Origin of the sequence: Mesorhizobium sp. ES1-4, assembly GCF_020164745.1 — a bacterium.
GTDB lineage: Bacteria > Pseudomonadota > Alphaproteobacteria > Rhizobiales > Rhizobiaceae > Mesorhizobium.
Genome location: NZ_JAIUGV010000034.1, coordinates 1 through 21,723, shown reverse-complemented (window position 1 = coordinate 21,723; position 21,723 = coordinate 1). Strand labels below are relative to the sequence as shown.

Annotated in this window: 16 protein-coding genes and 2 pseudogenes; 16 read left to right on the top strand and 2 right to left on the bottom strand. The window is 59.7% G+C overall.

Annotation, left to right across the window (positions count from 1 at the left end):
* Window positions 1-146: 146 nt before the first annotated feature.
* A complete protein-coding gene (locus LB556_RS31190) occupies window positions 147-1,547 on the bottom strand; it encodes a short-chain fatty acyl-CoA regulator family protein (RefSeq protein WP_224571234.1) in 1,401 nt (466 codons plus the stop codon).
* A 379-nt stretch (window positions 1,548-1,926) separates the two neighbouring features.
* On the opposite strand from LB556_RS31190, the gene LB556_RS31185 reads away from it, so the two are divergent.
* From LB556_RS31185 to LB556_RS32135, 3 genes and pseudogenes are all read left to right on the top strand, one after another.
* A complete protein-coding gene (locus LB556_RS31185) occupies window positions 1,927-3,519 on the top strand; it encodes an isocitrate lyase (RefSeq protein ID WP_224571233.1) in 1,593 nt (530 codons plus the stop codon).
* A gap of 130 nt (window positions 3,520-3,649) precedes the next feature.
* On the top strand, window positions 3,650-4,948 hold the full coding sequence (gene gltA, locus LB556_RS31180) for a citrate synthase (RefSeq protein WP_224571232.1): 1,299 nt from the start codon (window positions 3,650-3,652) through the stop codon (window positions 4,946-4,948).
* 16 nt (window positions 4,949-4,964) lie between these two features.
* Window positions 4,965-5,784: pseudogene (locus tag LB556_RS32135) on the top strand (3-hydroxybutyryl-CoA dehydrogenase).
* 174 nt (window positions 5,785-5,958) lie between these two features.
* Here LB556_RS32135 and LB556_RS31170 read toward each other — a convergent pair.
* Window positions 5,959-6,260, bottom strand: a pseudogene (locus LB556_RS31170) (phosphomethylpyrimidine synthase ThiC); the annotation flags it as partial.
* 427 nt (window positions 6,261-6,687) lie between these two features.
* Here LB556_RS31170 and LB556_RS31165 point away from each other — a divergent pair.
* The 13 genes from LB556_RS31165 to LB556_RS31105 all read left to right on the top strand — a co-directional run.
* Window positions 6,688-9,438 (top strand): phosphoenolpyruvate carboxylase, encoded by a 2,751-nt coding sequence (locus LB556_RS31165; RefSeq protein ID WP_224571231.1) that lies wholly within the window; start codon window positions 6,688-6,690, stop codon window positions 9,436-9,438.
* Between the two features lie 42 nt (window positions 9,439-9,480).
* Window positions 9,481-10,785 (top strand): serine hydroxymethyltransferase, encoded by a 1,305-nt coding sequence (glyA, locus tag LB556_RS31160; protein WP_140884253.1) that lies wholly within the window; start codon window positions 9,481-9,483, stop codon window positions 10,783-10,785.
* Window positions 10,786-11,125: 340 nt separating this feature from the next.
* Window positions 11,126-11,509: a hypothetical protein gene (locus tag LB556_RS31155; protein WP_140884254.1), complete on the top strand. Its 384-nt coding sequence runs from the start codon at window positions 11,126-11,128 to the stop codon at window positions 11,507-11,509.
* 97 nt (window positions 11,510-11,606) lie between these two features.
* Window positions 11,607-11,792 carry a hypothetical protein gene (locus LB556_RS31150; protein ID WP_140884256.1) on the top strand — a complete coding sequence of 62 codons (186 nt, stop codon included), beginning with the start codon at window positions 11,607-11,609 and terminating at the stop codon, window positions 11,790-11,792.
* 299 nt (window positions 11,793-12,091) lie between these two features.
* On the top strand, window positions 12,092-13,282 hold the full coding sequence (locus tag LB556_RS31145) for an aminotransferase class V-fold PLP-dependent enzyme (RefSeq protein ID WP_224571230.1): 1,191 nt from the start codon (window positions 12,092-12,094) through the stop codon (window positions 13,280-13,282).
* 25 nt (window positions 13,283-13,307) lie between these two features.
* Complete coding sequence (locus tag LB556_RS31140) at window positions 13,308-14,273, top strand: HpcH/HpaI aldolase/citrate lyase family protein (RefSeq protein ID WP_224571229.1); 966 nt, start codon at window positions 13,308-13,310, stop codon at window positions 14,271-14,273.
* Between the two features lie 13 nt (window positions 14,274-14,286).
* Window positions 14,287-15,471, top strand: a complete 1,185-nt coding sequence (locus tag LB556_RS31135; protein WP_140884261.1) for a malate--CoA ligase subunit beta — start codon at window positions 14,287-14,289, stop codon at window positions 15,469-15,471.
* A gap of 12 nt (window positions 15,472-15,483) precedes the next feature.
* Window positions 15,484-16,383, top strand: a complete 900-nt coding sequence (gene sucD / locus LB556_RS31130; protein WP_140884262.1) for a succinate--CoA ligase subunit alpha — start codon at window positions 15,484-15,486, stop codon at window positions 16,381-16,383.
* Window positions 16,384-16,448: 65 nt separating this feature from the next.
* Window positions 16,449-17,417 (top strand): 2-hydroxyacid dehydrogenase, encoded by a 969-nt coding sequence (locus LB556_RS31125; protein ID WP_224571236.1) that lies wholly within the window; start codon window positions 16,449-16,451, stop codon window positions 17,415-17,417.
* The gene (locus tag LB556_RS31120) at window positions 17,418-18,719 is read left to right on the top strand and encodes a glycerate kinase (RefSeq protein ID WP_224571228.1); all 1,302 of its coding nucleotides are present in this window, start codon (window positions 17,418-17,420) and stop codon (window positions 18,717-18,719) included. It begins immediately after the preceding gene.
* 1,062 nt (window positions 18,720-19,781) lie between these two features.
* Window positions 19,782-20,888, top strand: a complete 1,107-nt coding sequence (gene gcvT, locus LB556_RS31115; protein ID WP_140884266.1) for a glycine cleavage system aminomethyltransferase GcvT — start codon at window positions 19,782-19,784, stop codon at window positions 20,886-20,888.
* A 282-nt stretch (window positions 20,889-21,170) separates the two neighbouring features.
* Window positions 21,171-21,371: a hypothetical protein gene (locus tag LB556_RS31110; protein ID WP_181167534.1), complete on the top strand. Its 201-nt coding sequence runs from the start codon at window positions 21,171-21,173 to the stop codon at window positions 21,369-21,371.
* 238 nt (window positions 21,372-21,609) lie between these two features.
* A partial coding sequence (locus LB556_RS31105; RefSeq protein ID WP_224571235.1) for a formate--tetrahydrofolate ligase occupies window positions 21,610-21,723 on the top strand: 114 nt, incomplete at its 3' end.

Here is a 21,723-nt window from a genome sequence, read left to right as displayed (position 1 = left end):
ACGAAGAAACCAAAACTGGTGCCTTGCGGTGCCAACCCACAGAGATCGGAGGCTGCACATCCGAGCTCCGGCATAGTGCATGTTCCGTTCGCCCTTAGCGTACGATTCGCACTGCTCTTGTTCCCACCCCAAATAGGTCTGGGCTTTCAGTCAGAGAAGTCAAAAGGAGCTTCGGCACGTCTGAACGCATCAGCCAATATGCTACGCCCGATTGGCGGCTCTGAGCGAGACAAGCATGTAGCCCGATGACAAAGGCGACAGGATATGCCGATTGGAGTGTACACAGGAGCGATATCGCGGTCATAGTAAACCATCCGCTCGGAATGGCGTGCTTCGCAGACCAAAGCCACAGCACGCGTCACTCGGGTGGACGCATAAGCTCCTCCGCCCGAACTCACCGTTCTTGCGATCGAAAAGAAGCGCTGACCATCAGGCAACTCCAGCCATTGGGTCACGACCGTTCTTGGTGAAGTGAATACCTGATGCAAGCTCCACAAAGGGCATCCGCCTCCGTGCCGCGCAAATGGGAAATTGGCGCTATCTAGCCTCTTCGAGACGTTTCCGGCGTTGTCGACGCGGATGAAGAAGAATGGTATGCGCTCTTGGCCGGGCTTTTGCAGTGTAGTCAGGCGATGAGCTGTCTGCTCGAAGCTTGTGTTGAATTGCCGGGAGATCGCTTCGACATCGTATCGCTTGCTCTCGGCTGCCTTTGCAAACTGCACATAGGGCATAGAAACCGCGGCGCCAAAGTACCCAGCTAACGCGCGATGAGCGAGGTGACGGGCGTCCTCGCAAACGAGGTTTGCGCCCTCAACAGTCTTCTGAATTTCGTCGTTAACCTCTAGGTATGCAAGCTGTTGGGCTAACTGAAAATTCTGGCTAGCTACATCGAGTCCGTCATCGAGCAGGATTTCTCTCCGGTGCCGATCGAGGCGCCGAACCGACCCCATCATGACGTCGTGCGGCAAGCGTCGCACACTCAACCCATGTCGATGCTTTAGAAACGCTACAAGTCCACCTGCATGGCTGACTTCCAGGGCAATTTCCTCAGCAGCTGAGTCTAGCTGAGGAAAGCAGTTTCGGTGTGCTGCCAAGAATACTCTAACAGAAGCAACTGGATCCGTTTGGCCGTCCACGTTGCCTCGGCTGCCTGCTAGCTGCTGCAAGTCCGCGAGAGCAAATTGTTCGCTCCTGTAAGCCGTGTACAGGCGGAGCATCGCATCCCCAAAACCCGGAAAGTTACTCAAGAGATCAGCGATCTCGACCGGCGAGATTCCAATATCGGCGAATATGGGATCCTTCATTGTGGCTTTTAGCCGATCCACCAAGCTCGGATCCTTGTCCTCCATTAAGGTCGCGAGCTCTATCGTATAGGTCTTTGCCAGACGAATCAGCACCTCCGCGGTGACCGGTCGCTGATTTCTTTCCATCAGAGCAATGTACGATGGCGATATGCCTATTTCGGTGGCGATATTTGCCTGCGTCAGGCCTAGGTCTTTGCGAAGCCGCCGTAACCGGGGGCCAAGGTATACGCCGGGTTTTTGCATCCCGAAGTTACAACATCACAACGCTTCTTTGTAAAGTCTGAAGGCCTTGGGCCAAAGAACCGTACCCCGCGACGCATCACGAAGTTGAGAGCGGATCGGGCGAAGCGCCCAGCACTTGGGTGGCCGAGGGCTGTCAATAGCGTCGGGGGCGAGTCTGCCGGCTTGGCTGGCAACCAATGACGGTGAAGCACGTCTCCAGTCCCAACCGCATCTATGATGCGCGCACTCCGTAACGCCCCAACGCTCCACAGGCTTACAAACTTACATACTTACTAACAATGGCTGTAAAGTCTTACAGCGTGACAAGATTCGCCCTATACACCGCCCCAATCCGAGCTAGCCTAGACATTGAATTTTTATTGAAAGGCTTGCACGAACGATGTCGTACCGGAACACTCTCGAAGAGGCAGTCAGCGTAATTCGGGTCAATGCGAGTTGGCGAGGCATATCGGAGGAAGCAGTCGCACGCATGCGGCTGCAGAACAGGTTTCGGACCGGCCTCGACGTCGCCAAGTACACCGCGGCTATAGTGCGAAAAGACATGGCCGCCTATGATCAAGATTCCAGCAAGTACACCCAATCTCTTGGTTGCTGGCATGGATTCATCGGGCAACAAAAACTCATATCAATCAAGAAGCATTTGGGGTCAACCGATCGCTGCTATCTCTATCTGTCAGGCTGGATGGTTGCGGCGCTTCGTTCCGAGTTCGGGCCGCTGCCCGACCAGTCGATGCACGAGAAGACCAGCGTTCCTGCGTTGGTCGAGGAGTTGTATACATTCCTGCGCCAAGCCGACGCTCGCGAGCTTGGCATGATCTTCACAGAAATCGACAAGGCAAGAGAGCGAGGCGATGCAGCACACGAGCGCCGGCTGCTGGACTCAGTCGACAACTACCAAACCCACATCGTGCCCATCATTGCTGACATCGATGCTGGGTTTGGTAACACGGAAGCCACCTATCTTCTGGCCAAGAAAGTGATCGAAGCTGGGGCATGCGCGCTCCAGATTGAGAATCAGGTCTCGGACGAGAAGCAGTGCGGCCATCAAGACGGCAAGGTCACGGTCCCGCACGAAGATTTTGTCGCCAAAATCCGCGCCTGTCGGTACGCTTTCCTTGAACTGGGGATAGACGACGGCATTATCGTTGCGCGCACCGACTCTCTTGGCGCGGGACTTACGAAGCAGATTGCCTTCAGCGTCGAGGAAGGCGACATCGGCGACCTCTACAACTCGTTTCTCGATTGTGAAGAAGTTGCGGATGGCGAGATTTCAAACGGAGATGTTCTCATCACACGTGGTTCCAAAATACTCCGACCGAAGCGACTTCGCTCCAACCTCTTCCAGTTCCGGCAAGGCACGGGCGAGGACAGGTGTGTTCTGGACTGCGTCAATGCGCTGCAAAATGGCGCTGACTTGCTGTGGATCGAAACCGAGAAGCCACACGTAGAGCAGATCGCAGGCATGGTTGACCGGGTTCGCAAGGTCATCCCCAACGCGAAGCTCGTGTACAACAACTCGCCCTCTTTTAACTGGACCCTTAACTTCCGTCAGCAGGTTTTTGACGCATGGCTATCGCAGGGGAAGGAAGTCGCCGCCTACGATCGCGCGAAACTGATGAGCGCAGATTACGACAGTTCAGATCTGGCCCTCGAGGCTGACGAGAAGATCCGCACATTCCAGCGCGATGCGGCGGCTCGCGCGGGGATTTTCCATCATCTCATCACTTTGCCGACTTACCACACGGCCGCTTTGTCAACTGACAATCTCGCCAAAGAGTATTTCGGCGAGCAGGCAATGTTGGGTTACGTGGCAAACGTGCAGCGCCGCGAAATTCGTGAAGGAATAGCCTGCGTCAAACACCAGAACATGGCCGGCTCCGATTTGGGCGATGACCACAAGGAGTATTTCGCTGGTGAGGCGGCGCTGACGGCGGGCGGCATTCACAACACCATGAATCAGTTCGCCGGGTGATTGCTTGAGAGCTAGTCGTTTGGGTGAGCGCTTCAGGAAGCGCCCGCCTAAGCCTTTCTCGTGCAACGCGATTATAAGCCTGGCTTCAGTGTCATGCGATCCCACCGTCCTCCCATTGAGAGTGCGAACAATGGACTTGGGAACTACAGTCTTGGAGACGGAGGGGCGCCAGTGCATACTGGATGTCCACCCGGGCACGATGGGCCCCCACGTGATAGACATAGGTAAGCTGTTTGATCAAACAGGCGCCTTCACCTACGATCCCGGCTTTACCTCGACGGCAAGCTGCGAGTCGGAAATCACCTTCATCGATGGTGATGCCGGCATCCTCCTGCATCGCGGCTACCCGATCGACCAGCTGGCCGAACACGGCGATTTCCTCGAAGTCTGTTACCTCCTGCTCTACGGCGAGCTGCCCACCAAGGCGCAGAAGGACGATTTCGACTACCGGGTGACGCGCCACACCATGGTGCACGAGCAGATGTCGCGCTTTTTCACCGGCTTCCGCCGCGACGCGCACCCGATGGCGGTGATGTGCGGCGTGGTTGGCGCGCTGTCGGCCTTCTATCACGACTCGACCGACATCTCCGACCCGTACCAGCGCATGGTTGCCTCCATGCGCCTGATCGCCAAAATGCCGACGATCGCGGCCATGGCCTACAAATACCACATCGGCCAGCCCTTTATTTACCCGAAGAACGATCTCGGTTTCGCGGCAAACTTCCTACACATGTGCTTTGCCGTGCCGTGCGAGGAGTACAAGATCAACCCGGTGCTGGCGCGCGCCATGGAGCGTATCTTCATACTGCATGCCGATCATGAGCAGAACGCTTCGACCTCGACCGTTCGCCTCGCCGGCTCCTCGGGCGCCAACCCGTTCGCCTGCATCGCCGCCGGGATTGCTTGCCTGTGGGGCCCGGCCCATGGCGGCGCCAACGAAGCGGCGCTCAACATGCTGGGCGAGATCGGCCATGTCGATCACATCCCGGAATTCATCGCCCGCGCCAAGGACAAGAACGATCCATTCCGCCTGATGGGCTTTGGCCACCGCGTCTACAAGAACTACGATCCGCGTGCCAAGATCATGCAGAAGACGGCGCATGAGGTTCTGGGCGAACTCGGCATCAAGGACGATTGGCTGCTCGACATCGCGATGGAACTGGAAAAGATCGCGCTGACCGATCCCTATTTCATCGAGAAGAAACTCTACCCGAACGTCAACTTCTATTCCGGCATCACCCTGGAGGCGCTCGGCTTCCCCACCACCATGTTCACCGTGCTGTTCTCGGTGGCCCGCACGGTCGGCTGGATCGCCCAGTGGAAGGAAATGATCGAGGATCCACGCCAGAAGATCGGCCGCCCGCGCCAACTCTACACCGGTGCCAGAAGGCGCGAGTATGTTGCTATGCCGGACCGCGTACCAACCTAGGTGCTCGGGTCTTGTCATGGCGAAACACGACGAATGGTTCTTGAATGACGACCTCTACGATATTCCGCCCGACAGCATCGAGAAGGGCATCGCCACCATTAGTGGCAACATGGCGCGCCAGGTCGGCTCCAGCAAGTTGGAGGAGAAGGGCCGCAACGAGGCGATAGACGCATTTCGGCGGCCTCCGCGATGGCCGATCTCGCCGGCGCCGATCTGGTGATCGAGGCGGGCACCGAGGACGAAACGGTCAAGCATAAGATCTACGCCCAGCTCTGCCCGCAGCTCAACCCCGACCATCCTGGCGACGAACACGTCATCGATCTCGATCACACGGCTGGCTTCGCAGACCGGCCGGCCGGAACGCTTCATGGGCATACATTTCATGAATCCGGTTCCGGTGATGAAAAGCTGGTCGAACTGGTGCGCGGCATCGACACCGAGGACCAGACCCTCGAGGTAGGCAAAAATTATGTGAAGCAGCTCGACAAGACGATCACCCTCTCGGAGGATTTCCCGGCCTGTATCGTCAACCGCATCCTGCTGCGGATAATCAACGACGCGATCTACACGCTTTATAAGGGCGTCGGTACGGTCGGTGCGATCGACACCGCGATGAAGCTCGGCGCCAACCATCCCATGGGACCGCTGCAGCTGGCGGACTCCAATCGGTTTCGACACGTGCCTGTCGATCATGCAGGTGCTGCATGAGGGCCTGTCGGATTCGAATACCGCCCCTGCCCGCTTTTGGTGAAATATGTCGAGGCCGAGTGGCTCGGCCGCAAGACGGGCCCGGCTTCTACGACTTTCGCGGCGAGCCTCTGGTTTCGAAGCGTTAGACGGTTTTGAGTCACTGCTCCAGGAGCCGAAACCCCATAACGCCGGTTGACTTGGCCCTGCAATCTGACTTTGCGCGACTATCATGTAGATCGCGTTTAAGAAACACTGATCATCTTACAGGAGCTGTCGCTAGGAGGATTTCGATCGCTGGGGAAATACGCTGGAACAGAATTCGGCCTGCACATCGAGCAGAACAATGCCACCTTGTGCCTTCCTTGCGCAAGGTATGGCTATGGAACCGCGCTGTTTGACCTCCGCAGCCGGATGATCCTTCGCCAGGCAGGCGGCATGGTTGGCAATCTTGTAGTTGATCACGCCGCTTCGCGAGCGGGGAGACCAAGATGCTCCTTGGGCGTGAACGGTAGCAGAGTGTGGCGGTGCCGAACCAGCCGATGATCGCTGCACCGATGTTTGATGTGATGTGGTCATAACCCGCCGCGATTCGAGTGGTCAGCAGCCCAAGCGTATAGAAAGGCGTCGCAGTCTTCGATCGGGGGAAGCGAGTTTTTCGCCAGCTTCGTCATGCGGGCTCAAAGCAGGACGTGAAGGCTCAAAGGAGCCGGACCAGGCGATCCAACTCATGGCCGTTTCAATCGCCCAACCAGTTTGATAGGCAGTCAGGACGCGGTTGGGCAGCTTGCTCTGGCTTAGCGCTGTTTAGCGTATCTTCAATGCGATGCACGCAAACCGGCGCTTTTCGCAGGTCTCTAATCGAACAGTGCTTAGGCTACCCGAATGAAGGCCGAATCTACCCGTTCGGGCGTCCCTCACAGGCCAAAAATGTCGCTTAAAGACGTCACATGCAGCGAGCACTGGATGCGCGATGCTCCCGTATAAAAAATATTCTTACTAGGAATATCAGCAGGCTCTTAGGTACCTCAGCAGGCCGCGAAGGCACGAAGATGATCACGCTCCTGGAACACACACACCGCTCTTATGAAGAACAGGGTGACGGTTTGGAGGAAAGCCGGCCAATTGGTTTCCGCGAGGACGCGAGAAGCCTCCTGTTTCGCCTGTTGCTGTCGGTCGTCAATGATCGCGAGCCCGACATAGCGGAGGTGCTAAACGGGCTCGTCGATCTCGACATGCTTCCCAAAGAGCGGCGCATTGCCGCTTTGCAGGCTAGCGGAATCTGGTTTCAGCTGCTGGCCATTGCCAGCGAACTCAACGCAATGCGCTCGCGCCGCGAGCTTGAGCAGGCCGGCGGCTCCGACGATATCGTCGGATCGTTTTCTAATGTCATCGGCCAGATAGCCGCGAGCGGCTATTCGCCAGAAGCGGTGCAGGAGGTTTTGGACGGTCTTTGCGTTGGCCCGACCATGACGGCGCATCCCACCGAGGCCAAACGCGTCACGGTGCTCGAAATCCACCGCCGCATCTATCGCAAGCTGACCGAACTTGAACAGCAAAGATGGTCGCCGCGCGAGCGCGAGCTGCTGATCCGCGATCTCAAGAGCGAGATCGAGATATTGTGGATGACCGGTGAGCTGCGGCTGGAACGGCCATCCGTCGAGCGCGAGATCGCTTGGGGGTTGCATTTCTTCCGGGAGGTGATCTTCGAGGCGACGCCACAGCTTTATGAGACGCTGGAGAGCGCGTTGCGACGCCATTATCCGCAGTATGATCTCAAGGCGCCGTCGTTCATGCGCTACGGTTCATGGATTGGCGGTGATCGCGACGGCAACCCCTATGTGACAGCGAAGATCACCGCATTCACGCTGTTGGAATGCCGCAATGCCGCGATCGAGTGGTATCAGGGGCAGGTTCGGCGTCTTGTCACGGTGCTGAGCGCGAGTTCGAACGTCGTGGACATCCCCGAGATCTTTGGACCGGCGCTGGCGGTCGCGCTTGAAATGAGCGGCGAGGGGCAAGAGATCGCGGCGAGGAATTCCGACGAGCCTCTTCGGCAGTTCGCCGCCGCCATGCTGCGCCGGCTCGAGGCACTACGCGGTCAGGGGAGCGGCGTTGCCTACCCGAACGAAGAGGCCTTCAGCAAGGATCTCCTTTCGCTGACGAACGTGCTCGATCGGATCGGCGGCAGCCTGATCGCCAAGCGGTTCGTTCAGCCGCTGCAGCGGCAGCTCGATAGCTTTGGCTTCCGCACCGTTTCGCTCGATATCCGACAGAACTCGACGGTGGTGAACCGGGTCCTGGCCGAATTGTTTGCCGCCGCCCCAGCGCAATCGACGGCACCCCGCCCGGGAACCCCGCAATGGTCGGCGCGCATCCGCGAAGGCCTTCATGCCGGCGAGCGGCTCGAGATAAAGCGTAGCCAGCTTACCGAGGAAGCCCGGGAGCTGCTCGATCTGTTCGACGTTATTCGCGATGCCGCGGTGGGCACCGGCAGCATGTCGATTGGCGCCTTCATCCTGTCGATGACGCAGTCGCCCGAGGACATCCTGGCCGTCTATCTCGTCGCCCAGTATTGCGGCCTGGCAACCGCGCTCGACGGATCGGGCACGATCAGGCTCAAAGTCGTGCCGCTTTTCGAGACGATCGGCGACTTGCGAGCCGCTCCCGAGATTATGGACCAGTTGCTCGGCACGTCGATCGTTCGCCGCTCGATACGCGATTTTGACAACCGCCAGGAAATCATGCTCGGCTATTCCGATTCCAACAAGGATGGCGGGTTCCTCGCTTCCAACTGGGAACTGAGCAAGGCGCAGAAGCGCCTCACCCGGACCGGCCAGAAAAACAAGATCAAGATCAGCTTTTTCCATGGCCGAGGTGGATCGGTCAGCCGTGGCGGCGCGCCGACCGGCAGGGCGATCGCAGCACAGCCAGCGCAAACGGTCGGTGGCGTCATGCGCGTGACCGAGCAGGGCGAGGTGGTGTCATCGAAATTCGCCAACCGCGGGACGGGCCTCTATCAACTCGAGATATTGGCGGCGAGCGTGCTTGCCCACAGCGTCAAGTCGGCCGACGAGGCCGAACTGAAGGACATTCCGGAGTTCGAGGAGGCGCTCGATGCACTGACCGGCATGTCGCAGGCGTCTTACGCCAGCCTCATCAACGAGCCCGGCTTCATCGACTATTTCAATCAGGCAAGCCCCGTCGAGGAACTTGCACTGCTGAAAATCGGATCACGCCCGGCGCGCCGGTTCGGCGCCAGCAGCATCGCCGATCTTCGCGCCATCCCATGGGTCTTCGCCTGGAGCCAGAACCGCCATCTGCTGACCGGATGGTATGGGATCGGCAGTGCGCTCAATTCCTTCGTTACAGTGCGCGGCGACCATGGCGCGGACCTGCTGAAACAGATGTTCGAGCGCTCGCGCTTCTTCCGCCTCATCGTCGATGAGGTCGACAAGACGCTTTACCAGGCCGACATGGAGATCGGGCGCCTCTACGCCGGCCTTGTCAGCGAACCTGAAACCGGCGAGCGCATCCACAGGAAGATCGCCACCGAATACGAGCTGACGCGCAAGATGATCGGAGAGATCACCGGTGGGGTCGATCTATCGATCCGCTTCCAGGCGTTCAAGCGCCACGTCGACCGTATTCGGCCGCAGATGGACGACATCCACCGGCTTCAGGTTCAACTGCTGCACGAAGTCAGAACACAAGACACTGCTGCACCGAGCCCGAAGCGGGCGATCAATGCGCTGCTGCTGTCGATCAACTGCATATCCGCCGGCCTTGGATGGACCGGCTAGAAACTAGGGACGGCGCCGTCGCGCCTGAAAAGGAGGGTCCTCATGAACATTCCCGCAAGACCGGGCCTCGGCAGCCTGGGCCAGTTCTTCCATGCAGGCGTGGCCGAATTCGATCCGGCTGTCAGCGCCGCGATGAACCGCGAATTGCACAGGCAGCGCGATGAGATCGAACTGATCGCCTCGGAAAACATCGTCTCGAAGGCTGTGCTGGAGGCGCAGGGCTCGGTGCTGACGAACAAGTACGCCGAGGGATATCCCGGCCGGCGGTATTATGGCGGCTGCCAGTACGTCGATGAGGTCGAAGACCTGGCGCGTGATCGCGCCAAGGCGCTGTTCAACTGTTCTTATGCCAACGTCCAGCCCAATTCAGGCAGCCAGGCAAACCAGTCGGTGTTCATGGCGCTGATGCAGCCTGGCGATACGTTCATGGGGCTCAATCTTGCGGCTGGCGGTCACCTGACCCATGGCTCTCCGGTCAACCAGTCCGGCAAATGGTTCAATGTCGTCTCCTATGGCGTGAGGCCGCAAGACCAACGGATCGACTATGACGAGGTCCGCGACCTTGCACTCAAGAACCGGCCGAAAATCATCCTTGCCGGCGGCTCGGCCTATCCTCGCATCATCGACTTCCAGGTGTTTCGAGGCATCTGCGACGAGGTTGGCGCCAAGCTGTTCGTCGACATGGCGCATTTTGCCGGTCTTGTCGCCGGCGGCGTCCATCCCAATCCGCTCGAGCATGCGCATGTCGTGACCACCACCACGCATAAGACGCTGCGGGGGCCGCGCGGCGGCATGGTGCTGTCGAACGACGAGGAGATCGGCAAGAAGATCAATTCCTCGGTGTTCCCCGGCCTGCAGGGCGGGCCGCTGATGCATGTCATCGCCGCCAAGGCGGTCGCCTTCGGCGAGGCGCTGACGCCTGCCTTCAAGAGCTATGCGGCAAATGTCGTCGCCAATGCCAAGACGTTGGCGGAAACCATCGCGGCGAGCGGCGTCGATATCGTCTCTGGCGGCACCGACACTCATCTGATGCTTGTCGACCTCCGCCGCAAGCAGCTGACCGGAAAGGCCGTGGAGGCGGCCCTTGGCCGCGCCAATATTACCTGCAACAAGAACGGCATTCCCTTCGATCCGCAAAGCCCCGCTGTCACATCGGGCGTCAGGCTCGGGACGCCCGCCTGCACGACGCGCGGCTTCCTGGCCGATGAATTCCGCCAGGTGGGCCGGCTGACGATGAAAGTCATCGACGGGCTGGCGGCCAACGGAGAAGCCGGCAACGCCACCCTCGAGCGCGAGGTTCGCGATGAGGTCGGTGCGCTGGTGCGCAAATTCCCGATATACGAGTGATTTGGGTCGCGTGGGAGACACAACTGATAGCGCGGGGCGCGTAGAAGTACGGTGAGCATTGATGTGCCGGGGCTGATGACCCATGGCTGAAGTCAGCAGTTTCAGAGTCATGATCGCGGAGCGGAATCCACTGGTGCTGGCTGCGCTTGGCGACATGATCAAACGAGACGACCGTTTCGAACTTGTCCTGAGGATCCGACCGAGACATATCTGGAGGCGGCACCCGCCGCTCTGCCGCTTTCGTTGAGCTAGACTGACAGATAGGCAAAGTCCCAAGCACGCCGGCGTCACGGTTGGAGTGCGCTGAGCAAGGTGGTGATCGGTGGAGGCCATCGTTTTCATGGAAAAGACAGATGTATGCCGTTTTCCGCATGAAGGCCGCTGCGAAGCGTCGCAATTTCTGCCTCCGCTTCACGATGGGCACGCGCCGATCGGGATGCACCTGGCATTTCAAGATGCCTTAGAGTTCTGTGATGAGTGGGTCGCCGACGCGGACGAACCCAGGATCCAGGTCGATGGGCGGCATTTGATGATCAGCTCCATCTTCTGTCGGATGATTGATTGTACCGACCTGCTCCCAAGGCGAACGCTTGACGCGCTTTTCGACATCCTGCGCCCGGCTGACAGGGTGTCGCTTGAAGGTGGTCGCTCGACATTCGCCGATGGCGCTAGGCTGATGCTAGCGCTCTGCCACGAGCGCCGCGGGGTCGCAGCCGCGACATAGGAGCCCCTCCGCCAACCGCGCCGCCTCCACTACGTCTCGCAATCTATAGCCAAGCTACACGTGTTGCATGTAACCAAAGTCCTGTTCGGTATTGGACATGCATGAAAACAAAGAATTAAAAGCGCGCGACATGAACTTCATCGGACGCGACGATTTTTGCTGGCCGCCCCTTGCTGCTGCGCCGATTGGGCACGGCAACGCACTGGCATCGATCGGGATATTAGCCGATGCCGTAGCGATGGCATCGGCTGCGTCGGAGATCAATACGGGGCAACGCCCTTAATACATTGGCCGACGCATCACAATTGCCTCCAATCAGCACAGTCATGGTTGAAATCGCCACAGCCAACATCGGCGACACCTACGCGCAAGCCTTCCGACGGGTAGGTCCAGCCTATCCGTTCGGTCTTTTCCTGCCTCCTCACTCTGGAGTTTTTCCGATGCCGAGCGGTGATATTCCCTATCCGGACAGGTGTTTTTCCGGTCTCTCTGAGAAGGTATTCCTCACGGGAAATCAGACAATGGTCCTGATCAGTCAATCGTCTGACCCGGGTCCTTGCGTCGAACTGAGGAGAAGAAGTCATGGCTGGATACAATCACCTTTTCGTCCCAGGACCGACCAACGTTCCGGAATCGGTCCGGCAGGCGATGAACGTGTCCATGGAGGACATGCGTTCACCGACCTTCCCTTCATTCACGCTGCCGCTATTCGAGGACATCAAGAAGGTCTTCAAGAACGAGACGGGCCGTGTCTTCATCTTCCCTTCGTCGGGAACCGGCGGCTGGGAATCTGCAATGATCAATGTGCTCAGCCCGGGCGACAAGGTGCTGATGTCGCGCTTCGGCCAGTTCTCGCATCTGTGGATCGACATGGCCGAACGCTTCGGCATGGACGTTGACGTAGTCGATTGCGAATGGGGAACCGGCGTTCCCGTCGAGATATATGCGGAGCGGCTTCAGGCCGACAGGGCGCACCAGATCAAGGCGGTGTTCTGCACGCATAACGAGACCGCGACCGGCGTCACCAGCGATGTCGCCGCCATCCGCGCCGCGCTCGACGCTGCCGGTCACCCCGCGCTGCTGTTCGTCGACGGCGTGTCGTCGATCGGCTCCATCGATTTCCGTCAGGAAGAGTGGGGCGTCGACTGTGCCGTCAGCGGCTCGCAAAAAGGGTTCATGCTCCCCGCCGGCCTCGGCTTCCTATCCGTCAGCCAGAAGGCGCTTGCGGCAGCCAAGTCCACCAAACACCACCGCTGCTATTTCTCTTTCGACGACATGATCAAAGCCAACGACACCGGCTACTTTCCCTACACGCCGGCAACCCAATTGCTACGCGGCCTGCGCGCCTCGCTCGACCTGATCGCCGAGGAAGGCCTCGAAAACATCTTCGCCCGCCATCACCGGCTGGCCGGGGGCGTGCGCAAGGCCGTCGATGCCTGGGGCCTGCGCCTCTGCGCCAAGGAGCCGAAGTGGCATTCCGACACGGTGAGCGCCGTTCTGGTGCCTGAAGGCATCGACAGCGCCGCTGTCGTCCGGCGGGCTCACCAAGCCTACAACACGTCGCTCGGCGTTGGCCTCAGCAAGGTCGCCGGAAAGGTCTTCCGCATCGGCCATCTCGGCTGGCTAAACGAAGTGATGATCTGCGGCGCACTGTCGGCTGTCGAAATGGCCCTGCTCGACTGCGACGTGAAGCTCGCGCCCGGATCCGGCGTCGGCGCGGCGATCGAGCATTTCTGCCTTTCGGAAAAGCCCGCGCTCGCCAACGCGGCGTGATCGGTCAAATGGGAGGAGAAAGATCATGAGCCACACGATCAACCATCTTCGAAAATTGCGTCTCCAGCGTAGCGAGCTCGCGGTTCCCGGATCGAGCCCGGAGATGATCGACAAGGCAGCGAACAGCGCCGCTGACTTCATCTTCCTCGACATCGAGGACGCCGTCGCGCCGCCCGACAAGGAACGCGCACGCAAGAACATCATCCAGGCGCTCAATGACATCGACTGGCGCGCCAAGGGCAAGACCGTTTCGGTGCGCATTAACGGCCTCGACACGCACTACATGTACCGCGACGTGGTCGACGTCATGGAACAGGCGGGCGACCGGCTGGATACCATCCTGGTGCCGAAGGTCGGCGTTCCGGCCGATCTCTACATGGTCGAGGCCATGGTCAACCAGATCGAGATGGCCAAGGGCTTCAAGACCCGTGTCGGCCTGGAAGCGCTGATCGAGACCGCGCTTGGCATGGCCAATGTCGAGGCTATCGCCGGCACCCCCGGACGGCTGGAAGCCATGCATTTCGGTGTTGCCGACTATGCGGCAAGCTGCAAGGCGCGCACCGTCAATATTGGCGGCCTCAACCCCGACTATCCCGGCGACCAGTGGCATTTCGCCCTGTCGCGGATGACCGTCGCCTGCCGCGCCTATGGCCTGCGCGCCATCGACGGACCGTTCGGCGATTTCTCAGATCCGGAAGGCTACAAGGCGGCTGCCAGGCGCGCCGCCGCGCTCGGCATCGAAGGCAAATGGGCGATCCATCCCTCGCAGATTGCCTTGGCCAACGACGTCTTCTCGCCACCGGAGAAGGAAGTCACGCGCGCCCGCCGCATCCTCGAAGTGCTGAAAGAGGCGGAGGAGCAGGGCAAGGGTGCCGCCGCGCTCGACGGCAAGATGATCGACGCCGCGTCGGAACGCATGGCGCGCAACGTTCTGGTGGTCAACGACGCCATTGAGCGGTCGGCGCAGCCGCGCACTGCCGCAAACGTCTGAAGAGGAACTCGACATGGACATTCACGAATATCAGGCGAAGGAACTTCTCTCGCGCTATTCCGTCCACATTCCCCGTGGCGGTCTGGCCTATAGCTCTGAGCAGGCGACATATCGTGCGAGCGAGATCGGTGGCGGCAAATGGGTCGTCAAGGCGCAGATCCATTCCGGTGCGCGCGGCAAAGCCGGTGGCATCCGCATCTGTGCATCAGACCAGGAAGTGTGCGATGCGGCCGAGGCGATGCTGGGCAGAAAGTTGGTGACGCATCAGACGGGGCCGCGCGGCAAGCTGGTGTCGCGGCTCTATATCGAAGAGACCGTCGACATCCGCCAGGAAATCTATCTCGCCTTTGTCCTCGACCGTAAGGCCGAGCGGGTGATGATCGTCGCCTCCGCGTCCGGCGGCATGGAGATCGAAGAGATCGCCGAAAAGCAGCCCGATTCAATAATTCGCGCGACTGTCGACCCTGGCGCGGGCATGCAGCACTATCAGGCGCGCGAGATTGCATTCGGCCTTGGTCTCGAGAACAACCTGATTGGTAAGGCGACCGAAACGCTGCTTGGTTGCTACCGCGTGTTTCGCGACTACGATGCCTCAATGCTGGAGATCAATCCGCTGGTCGTCACGCGTGACGGCAATCTGATGGCGCTCGACGCCAAGATGTCGTTCGACGAGAACGCGTTGTTCCGCCGCCCCGAAATTTCCGAGCTCCGCGACAAGTCGCAGGAAGATCCGCGCGAAACCTTCGCCAGTGACCGTGGCCTGTCCTATGTCGGCCTCGAAGGCAGTATCGGCTGCATCATCAATGGCGCGGGGCTGGCCATGGCGACGATGGACATGATCAAGATCGCCGGCGGCGAGCCGGCGAACTTCCTCGACATCGGCGGCGGCGCCTCGCCCGAGCGGGTTGCGAAATCGTTCCGCGCGGTTCTCGGCGACAAGAATGTCGAGACCATCCTCGTCAACATCTTCGCCGGAATCAACCGCTGTGACTGGGTGGCCGAAGGCGTCATTAAGGCGATCCGCGAAGTCGGCGTCAACGTTCCGCTCGTGGTGCGATTGGCCGGCACCAACGTCGACGAGGGCAAGCGCATCCTGGCCGAATCCGGCGAGGATGTGCTCGTCGCCGACACGCTGGCCGAGGCCGCCGAAAAGGCGGTTGCCGCCTGGCAAGCAGTCACCAAGAAAAACGCAGCCTGACGGGAGGGAAATATGGCAATTCTGCTCAATCGCACCACGCGCGTCCTCGTTCAGGGTTTCACTGGCAAGATCGGTAGCTTCCATGCCGAGGACATGAAGCGCTACGGCACCAAGGTGGTCGGCGGCGTGACGCCCGGCAAGGGCGGACAGACCCATCTGGGTGTCCCGGTATTCAACACCATGAAGGGCGCGGTGCGCGAAACCGGAGCCGATGCCAGCATTGTCTTCGTGCCGCCGCCCTTTGCCGCCGACGCGATCATGGAAGCTGCGGATGCCGGGATCAAGTTCTGTGTCTGCATTACCGACGGCATCCCCTCTCAGGACATGATGCACGTCAAGCGCTACATGCGGCGCTATCGCTTCGAGGATCGCATGAAGCTGGTCGGGCCGAATTGCGCCGGCATCATCACGCCGGGACAGGCGCTGATGGGCATCATGCCGGGCAACATCTACCTGCCCGGCCGGATCGGCATTGTCGGGCGTTCTGGCACGCTCGGCTACGAGGCCGCATCCCAGATGAAGGCGCTCGGCATCGGCGTGTCCACCAGCGTCGGCATTGGCGGCGATCCGATCAATGGCTCCTCCTTCAAGGACATGCTGGAATTGTTCGAGCGCGACGAGGATACTGATGCGGTGGTGATGATCGGCGAGATCGGCGGACCGCAGGAAGCTGAAGCCGCCGAGTGGGCAAAGTGGAATATGAAGAAGCCGCTGATTGCCTACATTGCCGGTCTCTCGGCGCCGAAGGGCAAGCGCATGGGCCATGCCGGCGCGATCATCTCAGCCTTTGGCGAGTCGGCGCAGGAAAAAGTCGAGATCCTCAAAGAAGCCGGCGTTGCCATCGTGCCAACCCCGGCCGCGTTCGGGTCGACAGTCGCCGGTGTGCTCGCCGAACACAAGAAAGCCGCCTGACCTTCGGGTTTGCACAATCGGGTCAGCGCTGGCCGCTGGCCCGCCTTCATCAGCTGGGAATTGTCATGCAGCCACGCATAATTGTGACCCGACGTTGGCCGGCGGCCGTCGAGCGAATCCTTGCAGAGCGATTCGACACCACTTTGAACGCCGGTGATATTCCGTTGACCGCAACGCAGCTCAAGGCCGCCTTCCTGAATTTCGACGCCGTCCTGCCGACGGTCAGCGACAAGCTTTCTGCCTCGGTCTTTCCCGATGAGGACGCGCGGACCAAGCTGATTGCCAATTTCGGCGTTGGCTTCAGCCATATCGATCTGGAAGCGTCGCGGCAGCGTGGCATCGCCGTGACCAACACTCCGGGCGTGCTGACCGATTGCACGGCCGACATTGCCATGAGCCTGCTGCTTGCCGTTGCCCGCCGCACGGGCGAGGGCGAGCGGCAGCTGCGGGCCGGCGAATGGGCCGGATGGTGCCCGACCCACATGATTGGAACCAGGCTTTCTGGAAAGACGCTCGGCATTATCGGCATGGGCCGCATCGGCAAGGCAGTAGCCAAACGCGCCCATTTCGGCTTCGACATGAAGATCGTCTTCTTCAACCGTTCACCGGTCGATGACGATCAGGTCCGCGCCATGGGAGCAAACAAGTTGCTAACCATCGAGGACGTATTGGCGCAATCGGACTTCGTGTCGCTGCATTGCCCCGGCGGCGCTGAAAATCGACACTTGATCGACGCTAGGCGCATTGGCGTAATGAAGCGCAGCGCGTTCCTGATCAATACGGCGCGTGGCGACGTGGTCGATCAGGATGCGCTCATCGATGCGCTCGAGAACCGCTTTATTGCGGGCGCGGGGCTGGATGTCTTTGCTGAGGAGCCTTTGGTTCCCGAAAGGCTGATGCGGTTGGACAATGCAGTGCTGCTTCCGCATCTCGGCTCCGCTACCGAAGAAACACGCGTTGCAATGGGGATGAAGGCGGTGCAGAACCTGACCGCCTTTTTCGAAGGCCTCCCGACCCTAGATAGGGTGGCCTGAATGATCACCCAATCCGCCAGCCTGCTCAAGTCTCTTCGGCGAGAAGCGGTGGCATTGTTTCTCGAGGGCGTGGCTGCGGCGAATCCCGAGCAAGCAGTGGCGGCGGCACTTGCCGAACGCAGTGCCACGCTCGAGCAGGCCTCGCGGATCATTCTGGTCGCATTCGGCAAGGCGGCCTGTCCAATGGCGCGGGCCGCCTTGCCTTTTGTTGGGGAGAGGCTGGTGACAGCCATTGCGCTGACGAACCACGAGAATTTGGAATCGATCGATGGCGTCGAGGTGATCGCCGGCGGACACCCCATCCCCGACGAAGGCAGCATTGCTGGCGCGGCCGCGATCGAAGAAGCGGTTTTGTGCGCGCAAGAAGGCGATCTGGTTCTCGTTCTGGTCAGCGGGGGCGGTTCTGCCCTGCTGTGTGCGCCGTCGCCCGGGGTGGAGCTCACCGACAAGATCGCGCTCAATGATGCCTTGATTCGCTCCGGCGCGGATATCAGCGAGATAAACGCTGTCAGGCCGATTTTCTCTCGTCTCAAGGGCGGCCAAATGGCCCGCTTGGCAGGGAAAGCCAAAGTGCTGTCGTTGATCCTGTCCGATGTTCCCGGCGACGATATCGCCACGATCGCCAGCGGCCCGACTGCCAGGCCGCGCAGCTCCGCGTGCCGGGCGCTTGAGGTGCTCGACAAATATGGGCTGTGGCAGAACCTGCCGGCCGCACTGAAGTGCAGGCTTGAGCAGATGAACGCCATGACCGATGCGACCGCAACTGACTTCGACAATGTCGAAAACATCGTCATCGGAAGCAATGCGATCAGCCTGCGAACGGTGGTCCGCAAGGCCGAAACCGAATTCGGTTCGGTTGTCCATGCGAGCGATTGGCTTGAGGGCGATGTTCTCGATGCAGCCGCGGAGCTTCATCGCATCGCGCGCGCTGCCGCAGAAAGCAATGGGCCGGTCGCCGTCGTCTGTGGCGGCGAGACGACCGTCAAGGTGAGAGGCAACGGCAAGGGTGGGCGCAACCAGGAGTTGGCTTTGTATTTCGCCCTGCTGAACGAACTCCAACCTATCGACAGACAATGGGTGTTCCTCAGCGGTGGAACCGACGGTCTCGACGGCCCGACCGACGCGGCAGGCGGCATCGTCGACCAAGGATCGCCAGACTGGATACGACAACAGGGCCATGACCCGGTCAGTAGCCTGGAGACCAACGATTCCTACCACGCACTTGCCTGTTCGGGCGATCTGTTGATCACCGGCGCCACCGGCACGAATGTTGCCGACATACAGATCGTGCTGATGAGCTAGGCTAGGTGTTTCATCCGACCTTTAATGGTGCATTATTTTCCTCTGATTGGAAGGAGGCACTATGGGCCAGGTTCTGCATGGGCGCGCCACAACGACAGAGGCAATCCGTCGAGCAATACAAAATAGTCACGCTTCGATTTCTGCGCGTAAGCCTTGGACAGAAGCCAGCTCTCGCCGGAGTTGCAGGGCTCGGAGAGAAAAATGAACCACATGTCGGTGTGGAAAGCAGAATCTCCTGATCAGCGGAAGGCGCGTCGCTCCGCTTTCAAGCCGCGTCTTTGCGGGATTTCCGGGCCAGGCGCTCGTCGGCCAACCCGAGGTCGACAAGACCAACTTCACGGGCTCTGCCGGACGTTGGTAAGCAGATTCTGCACGGAACGGTCGCAACCTGAAGCTAGTGATGCCGGAGCTCCGCTGCAAATCGGCCAACATGATCCCCCCGGATGCCGGCCTCCACGGGGCGGTGAACGCGGTAGCGTGCGGCATATTCATCATGAGCAGGTCTGTTCAGCCGGATCGCGCGCCCTTGTGCACGGGCCCATCCAGACCAGGTCGTCGAGCAGCTGGCCGACACCATGTTTTTGCTGGAAGGGTCAATCATACGGCCCGATCGCCCGATCCGAGGTCAGGAAATCTTCGTAGTTCAGATGCAGGATAGTCGAGGTAGTGCTTAGAGAACCGTCTATAGAGACATTTCGATCAAGCAACCGCACAAAAACTCTTCGTCCTCGACGAGTACCAATCAACTGGGCCGCCCTCGACATTGGAAGCTAAGGACCTCGCATATGAATGCATCTGACAGCGTAGAACGTTTGGGGTTGGAGGCTGCCGGCCCGAGACGAACCCCTCCGCGAGCGGCTGGCGGCGCACCCGTGCTCTCGCGCGCTCGCGGTCTTCGAACCTCTCGTCACAAAATGCCTTGACAGAGATCGAGAGAAGAAAATAAGAAAGGGAATGCAGCGGGCTAGCTGCATCGGAATTGGGGTATTTGAAGCCCCCGACTGGCGCGATGGCGCCGTCGGGGGCTTTTTTGTTTTTGCGCACTAGGAGGAGAAACTCGCAATGAAGAAGACTCCGTTTTACGAAAGCGGCCTTGAGTATGGGGCCAAGATGGTCGAGCTATTCGGCTACTTCCTACCTTGGGAGTATAGCGTCGGACATTCCGGGGAACACTTGGCTACTCGCGAGAGCGTTTCGCTATGTGATCTGGATTATATGGCCGAATTTGTGATCGAAGGACCCGATGCGCTTCGGTTGATCCAGATGCTCGCGACGAACGACTATTCCAAGAAGACGATCGGCTCCGTGCAATACACCGCGATGTGTGACGAAGACGGTCAGATGATCGACGACTGCACGATTTGGTGCCTAGACAAAAACAAGTACATGATCATCAGCGGATCGGAAGACGACTACTCCTGGATTTCCAAGCAGGCGAACTCATACAACGTGACCACCACCAATGTGACCGACAAGCATACAACGCTTGCGGTGCAAGGGCCCAAGGCCAATCGCGTGCTGCAGCCACTGGTCGACATCGACCTGTCGACCATAGGGTACTATCGGTTCAGGCCCGCAAAAATTTCCGGCATCGAGTGCATCATTGCACGTATGGGCTACACGGGTGAAGCCGGTTTCGAGCTCCATTTCCGTTCGGCCGAAGGCCCGACCATCTGGAACCTGGTCATGACGGCTGGCGCGCCCTACAACATTGCTCCATGTGCCCAGGCTGCCCTGGAGAGCCTCCGTCAGGAAGCCGGATATCTGTTGGTCGGCAAGGATCATGATCATCGCACCAATCCCTTCGAAGCCGGCATTGGCTTTGCGGTGAAGTTTGGAAAAGAGGATTTCATAGGCAAGGCGGCCTTGCAGCGAATTGTCCGCGAAGGGGTAACCCGCCGGATGGTTTGGCTCGACATTCCGTCCGGCGACGTGGCTGAAACCGGCGACAAGATAGTTGTCGGAGACCGCGAGATCGGAATTGTCACCAGCGGATCCTTCTCACCGACCAGAAAGCGCGGAACCGCTATGGCTTATGTCAATCCGGCCCACGCCGTTCCGAGCCTGGACGTTGCGGTCGTGCTGAGGAATGCCAAACGAGCAGATGCGAAGTTGTCGGTGATGCCGCTATATGATCCCGGCGACACCCGCACCAAGAGCTTTGCCTAATCTAGGCTTTGAAAGCTTTCCCGTCAGCTGGGGAAGCTTTCAGCCGGCATAGTTTTCGTTCCAACCGGAGAAGCCCCATGACTAGATCCCCTTCTGATGACTGCATTCTCGCTTCCAACCGCAGCGGCTCAGGTTCATCCGGAACCGGCCGCGAAGATGGGGTTGCCCCCCGTTCTTTCTCATCCGGTTGGCGGCTAGGACTATGTCCTGGTCATCGTGCCGTGGGCTAGTGGGACATCTGTTCGGAGGTTCAGCTGGCTTCTGCCGGATGCTTTCCTGCGTATGATGTTCTTTGTTGCCGAAATGCGTCGTGGCAGCATCACCGGCTCCGCGCTGCGTTTCGTGCTGACGACGGCACTGCTCAACGCCGCAGGGATGGCGTCTGGGGCGGGCATACCAGCAATTGGCGGCTCGCCGCTTGTCAAACTGACAGGTGGGACTGTGGCCGGTTTGGGGCTGGGCATTTGGGCCGGCCTCGTCTGATCTCAATCGCAAGCCGAGGGACATCGGCCGCAAAATTGCTTCGTCAAAGCAGGCCGAACGCTTGGCAAAGCCGGTTGGCTGACCGCTTGTGCCTGGCCGCGTCTGGGCGATGACGATCACGCTTTCGATGGCGAATAGGGTGGCCTCCGTATTCCGCGCGGCAGGTCAGCGGTCGCCGCGTCTTTGAACCCATCTCGATCCGGCGCTGCCTGGATCGAATACCGTTCCGGAGGGAAATATGGCCGAAGTGAAGTCCGACATCGAGATCGCGCGTAGCGCCAGGAAAAAGCAGATCCAGGAGATCGGCCAGAAGATCGGCATCCCGACCGAACATCTGCTGCCCTACGGCCAC

Bases quoted from the DNA above. Each gene is read 5' to 3' on its own strand.
- LB556_RS31190 (WP_224571234.1), bottom strand. From the start codon at position 1,547: ATGCAAAAACCCGGCGTATACCTTGGCCCCCGGTTACGGCGGCTTCGC.
- LB556_RS31185 (WP_224571233.1), top strand. From the start codon at position 1,927: ATGTCGTACCGGAACACTCTCGAAGAGGCAGTCAGCGTAATTCGGGTC.
- gltA (WP_224571232.1), top strand. From the start codon at position 3,650: ATGGACTTGGGAACTACAGTCTTGGAGACGGAGGGGCGCCAGTGCATA.
- LB556_RS31165 (WP_224571231.1), top strand. From the start codon at position 6,688: ATGATCACGCTCCTGGAACACACACACCGCTCTTATGAAGAACAGGGT.
- glyA (WP_140884253.1), top strand. From the start codon at position 9,481: ATGAACATTCCCGCAAGACCGGGCCTCGGCAGCCTGGGCCAGTTCTTC.
- LB556_RS31155 (WP_140884254.1), top strand. From the start codon at position 11,126: ATGGAAAAGACAGATGTATGCCGTTTTCCGCATGAAGGCCGCTGCGAA.
- LB556_RS31150 (WP_140884256.1), top strand. From the start codon at position 11,607: ATGCATGAAAACAAAGAATTAAAAGCGCGCGACATGAACTTCATCGGA.
- LB556_RS31145 (WP_224571230.1), top strand. From the start codon at position 12,092: ATGGCTGGATACAATCACCTTTTCGTCCCAGGACCGACCAACGTTCCG.
- LB556_RS31140 (WP_224571229.1), top strand. From the start codon at position 13,308: ATGAGCCACACGATCAACCATCTTCGAAAATTGCGTCTCCAGCGTAGC.
- LB556_RS31135 (WP_140884261.1), top strand. From the start codon at position 14,287: ATGGACATTCACGAATATCAGGCGAAGGAACTTCTCTCGCGCTATTCC.
- sucD (WP_140884262.1), top strand. From the start codon at position 15,484: ATGGCAATTCTGCTCAATCGCACCACGCGCGTCCTCGTTCAGGGTTTC.
- LB556_RS31125 (WP_224571236.1), top strand. From the start codon at position 16,449: ATGCAGCCACGCATAATTGTGACCCGACGTTGGCCGGCGGCCGTCGAG.
- LB556_RS31120 (WP_224571228.1), top strand. From the start codon at position 17,418: ATGATCACCCAATCCGCCAGCCTGCTCAAGTCTCTTCGGCGAGAAGCG.
- gcvT (WP_140884266.1), top strand. From the start codon at position 19,782: ATGAAGAAGACTCCGTTTTACGAAAGCGGCCTTGAGTATGGGGCCAAG.
- LB556_RS31110 (WP_181167534.1), top strand. From the start codon at position 21,171: ATGATGTTCTTTGTTGCCGAAATGCGTCGTGGCAGCATCACCGGCTCC.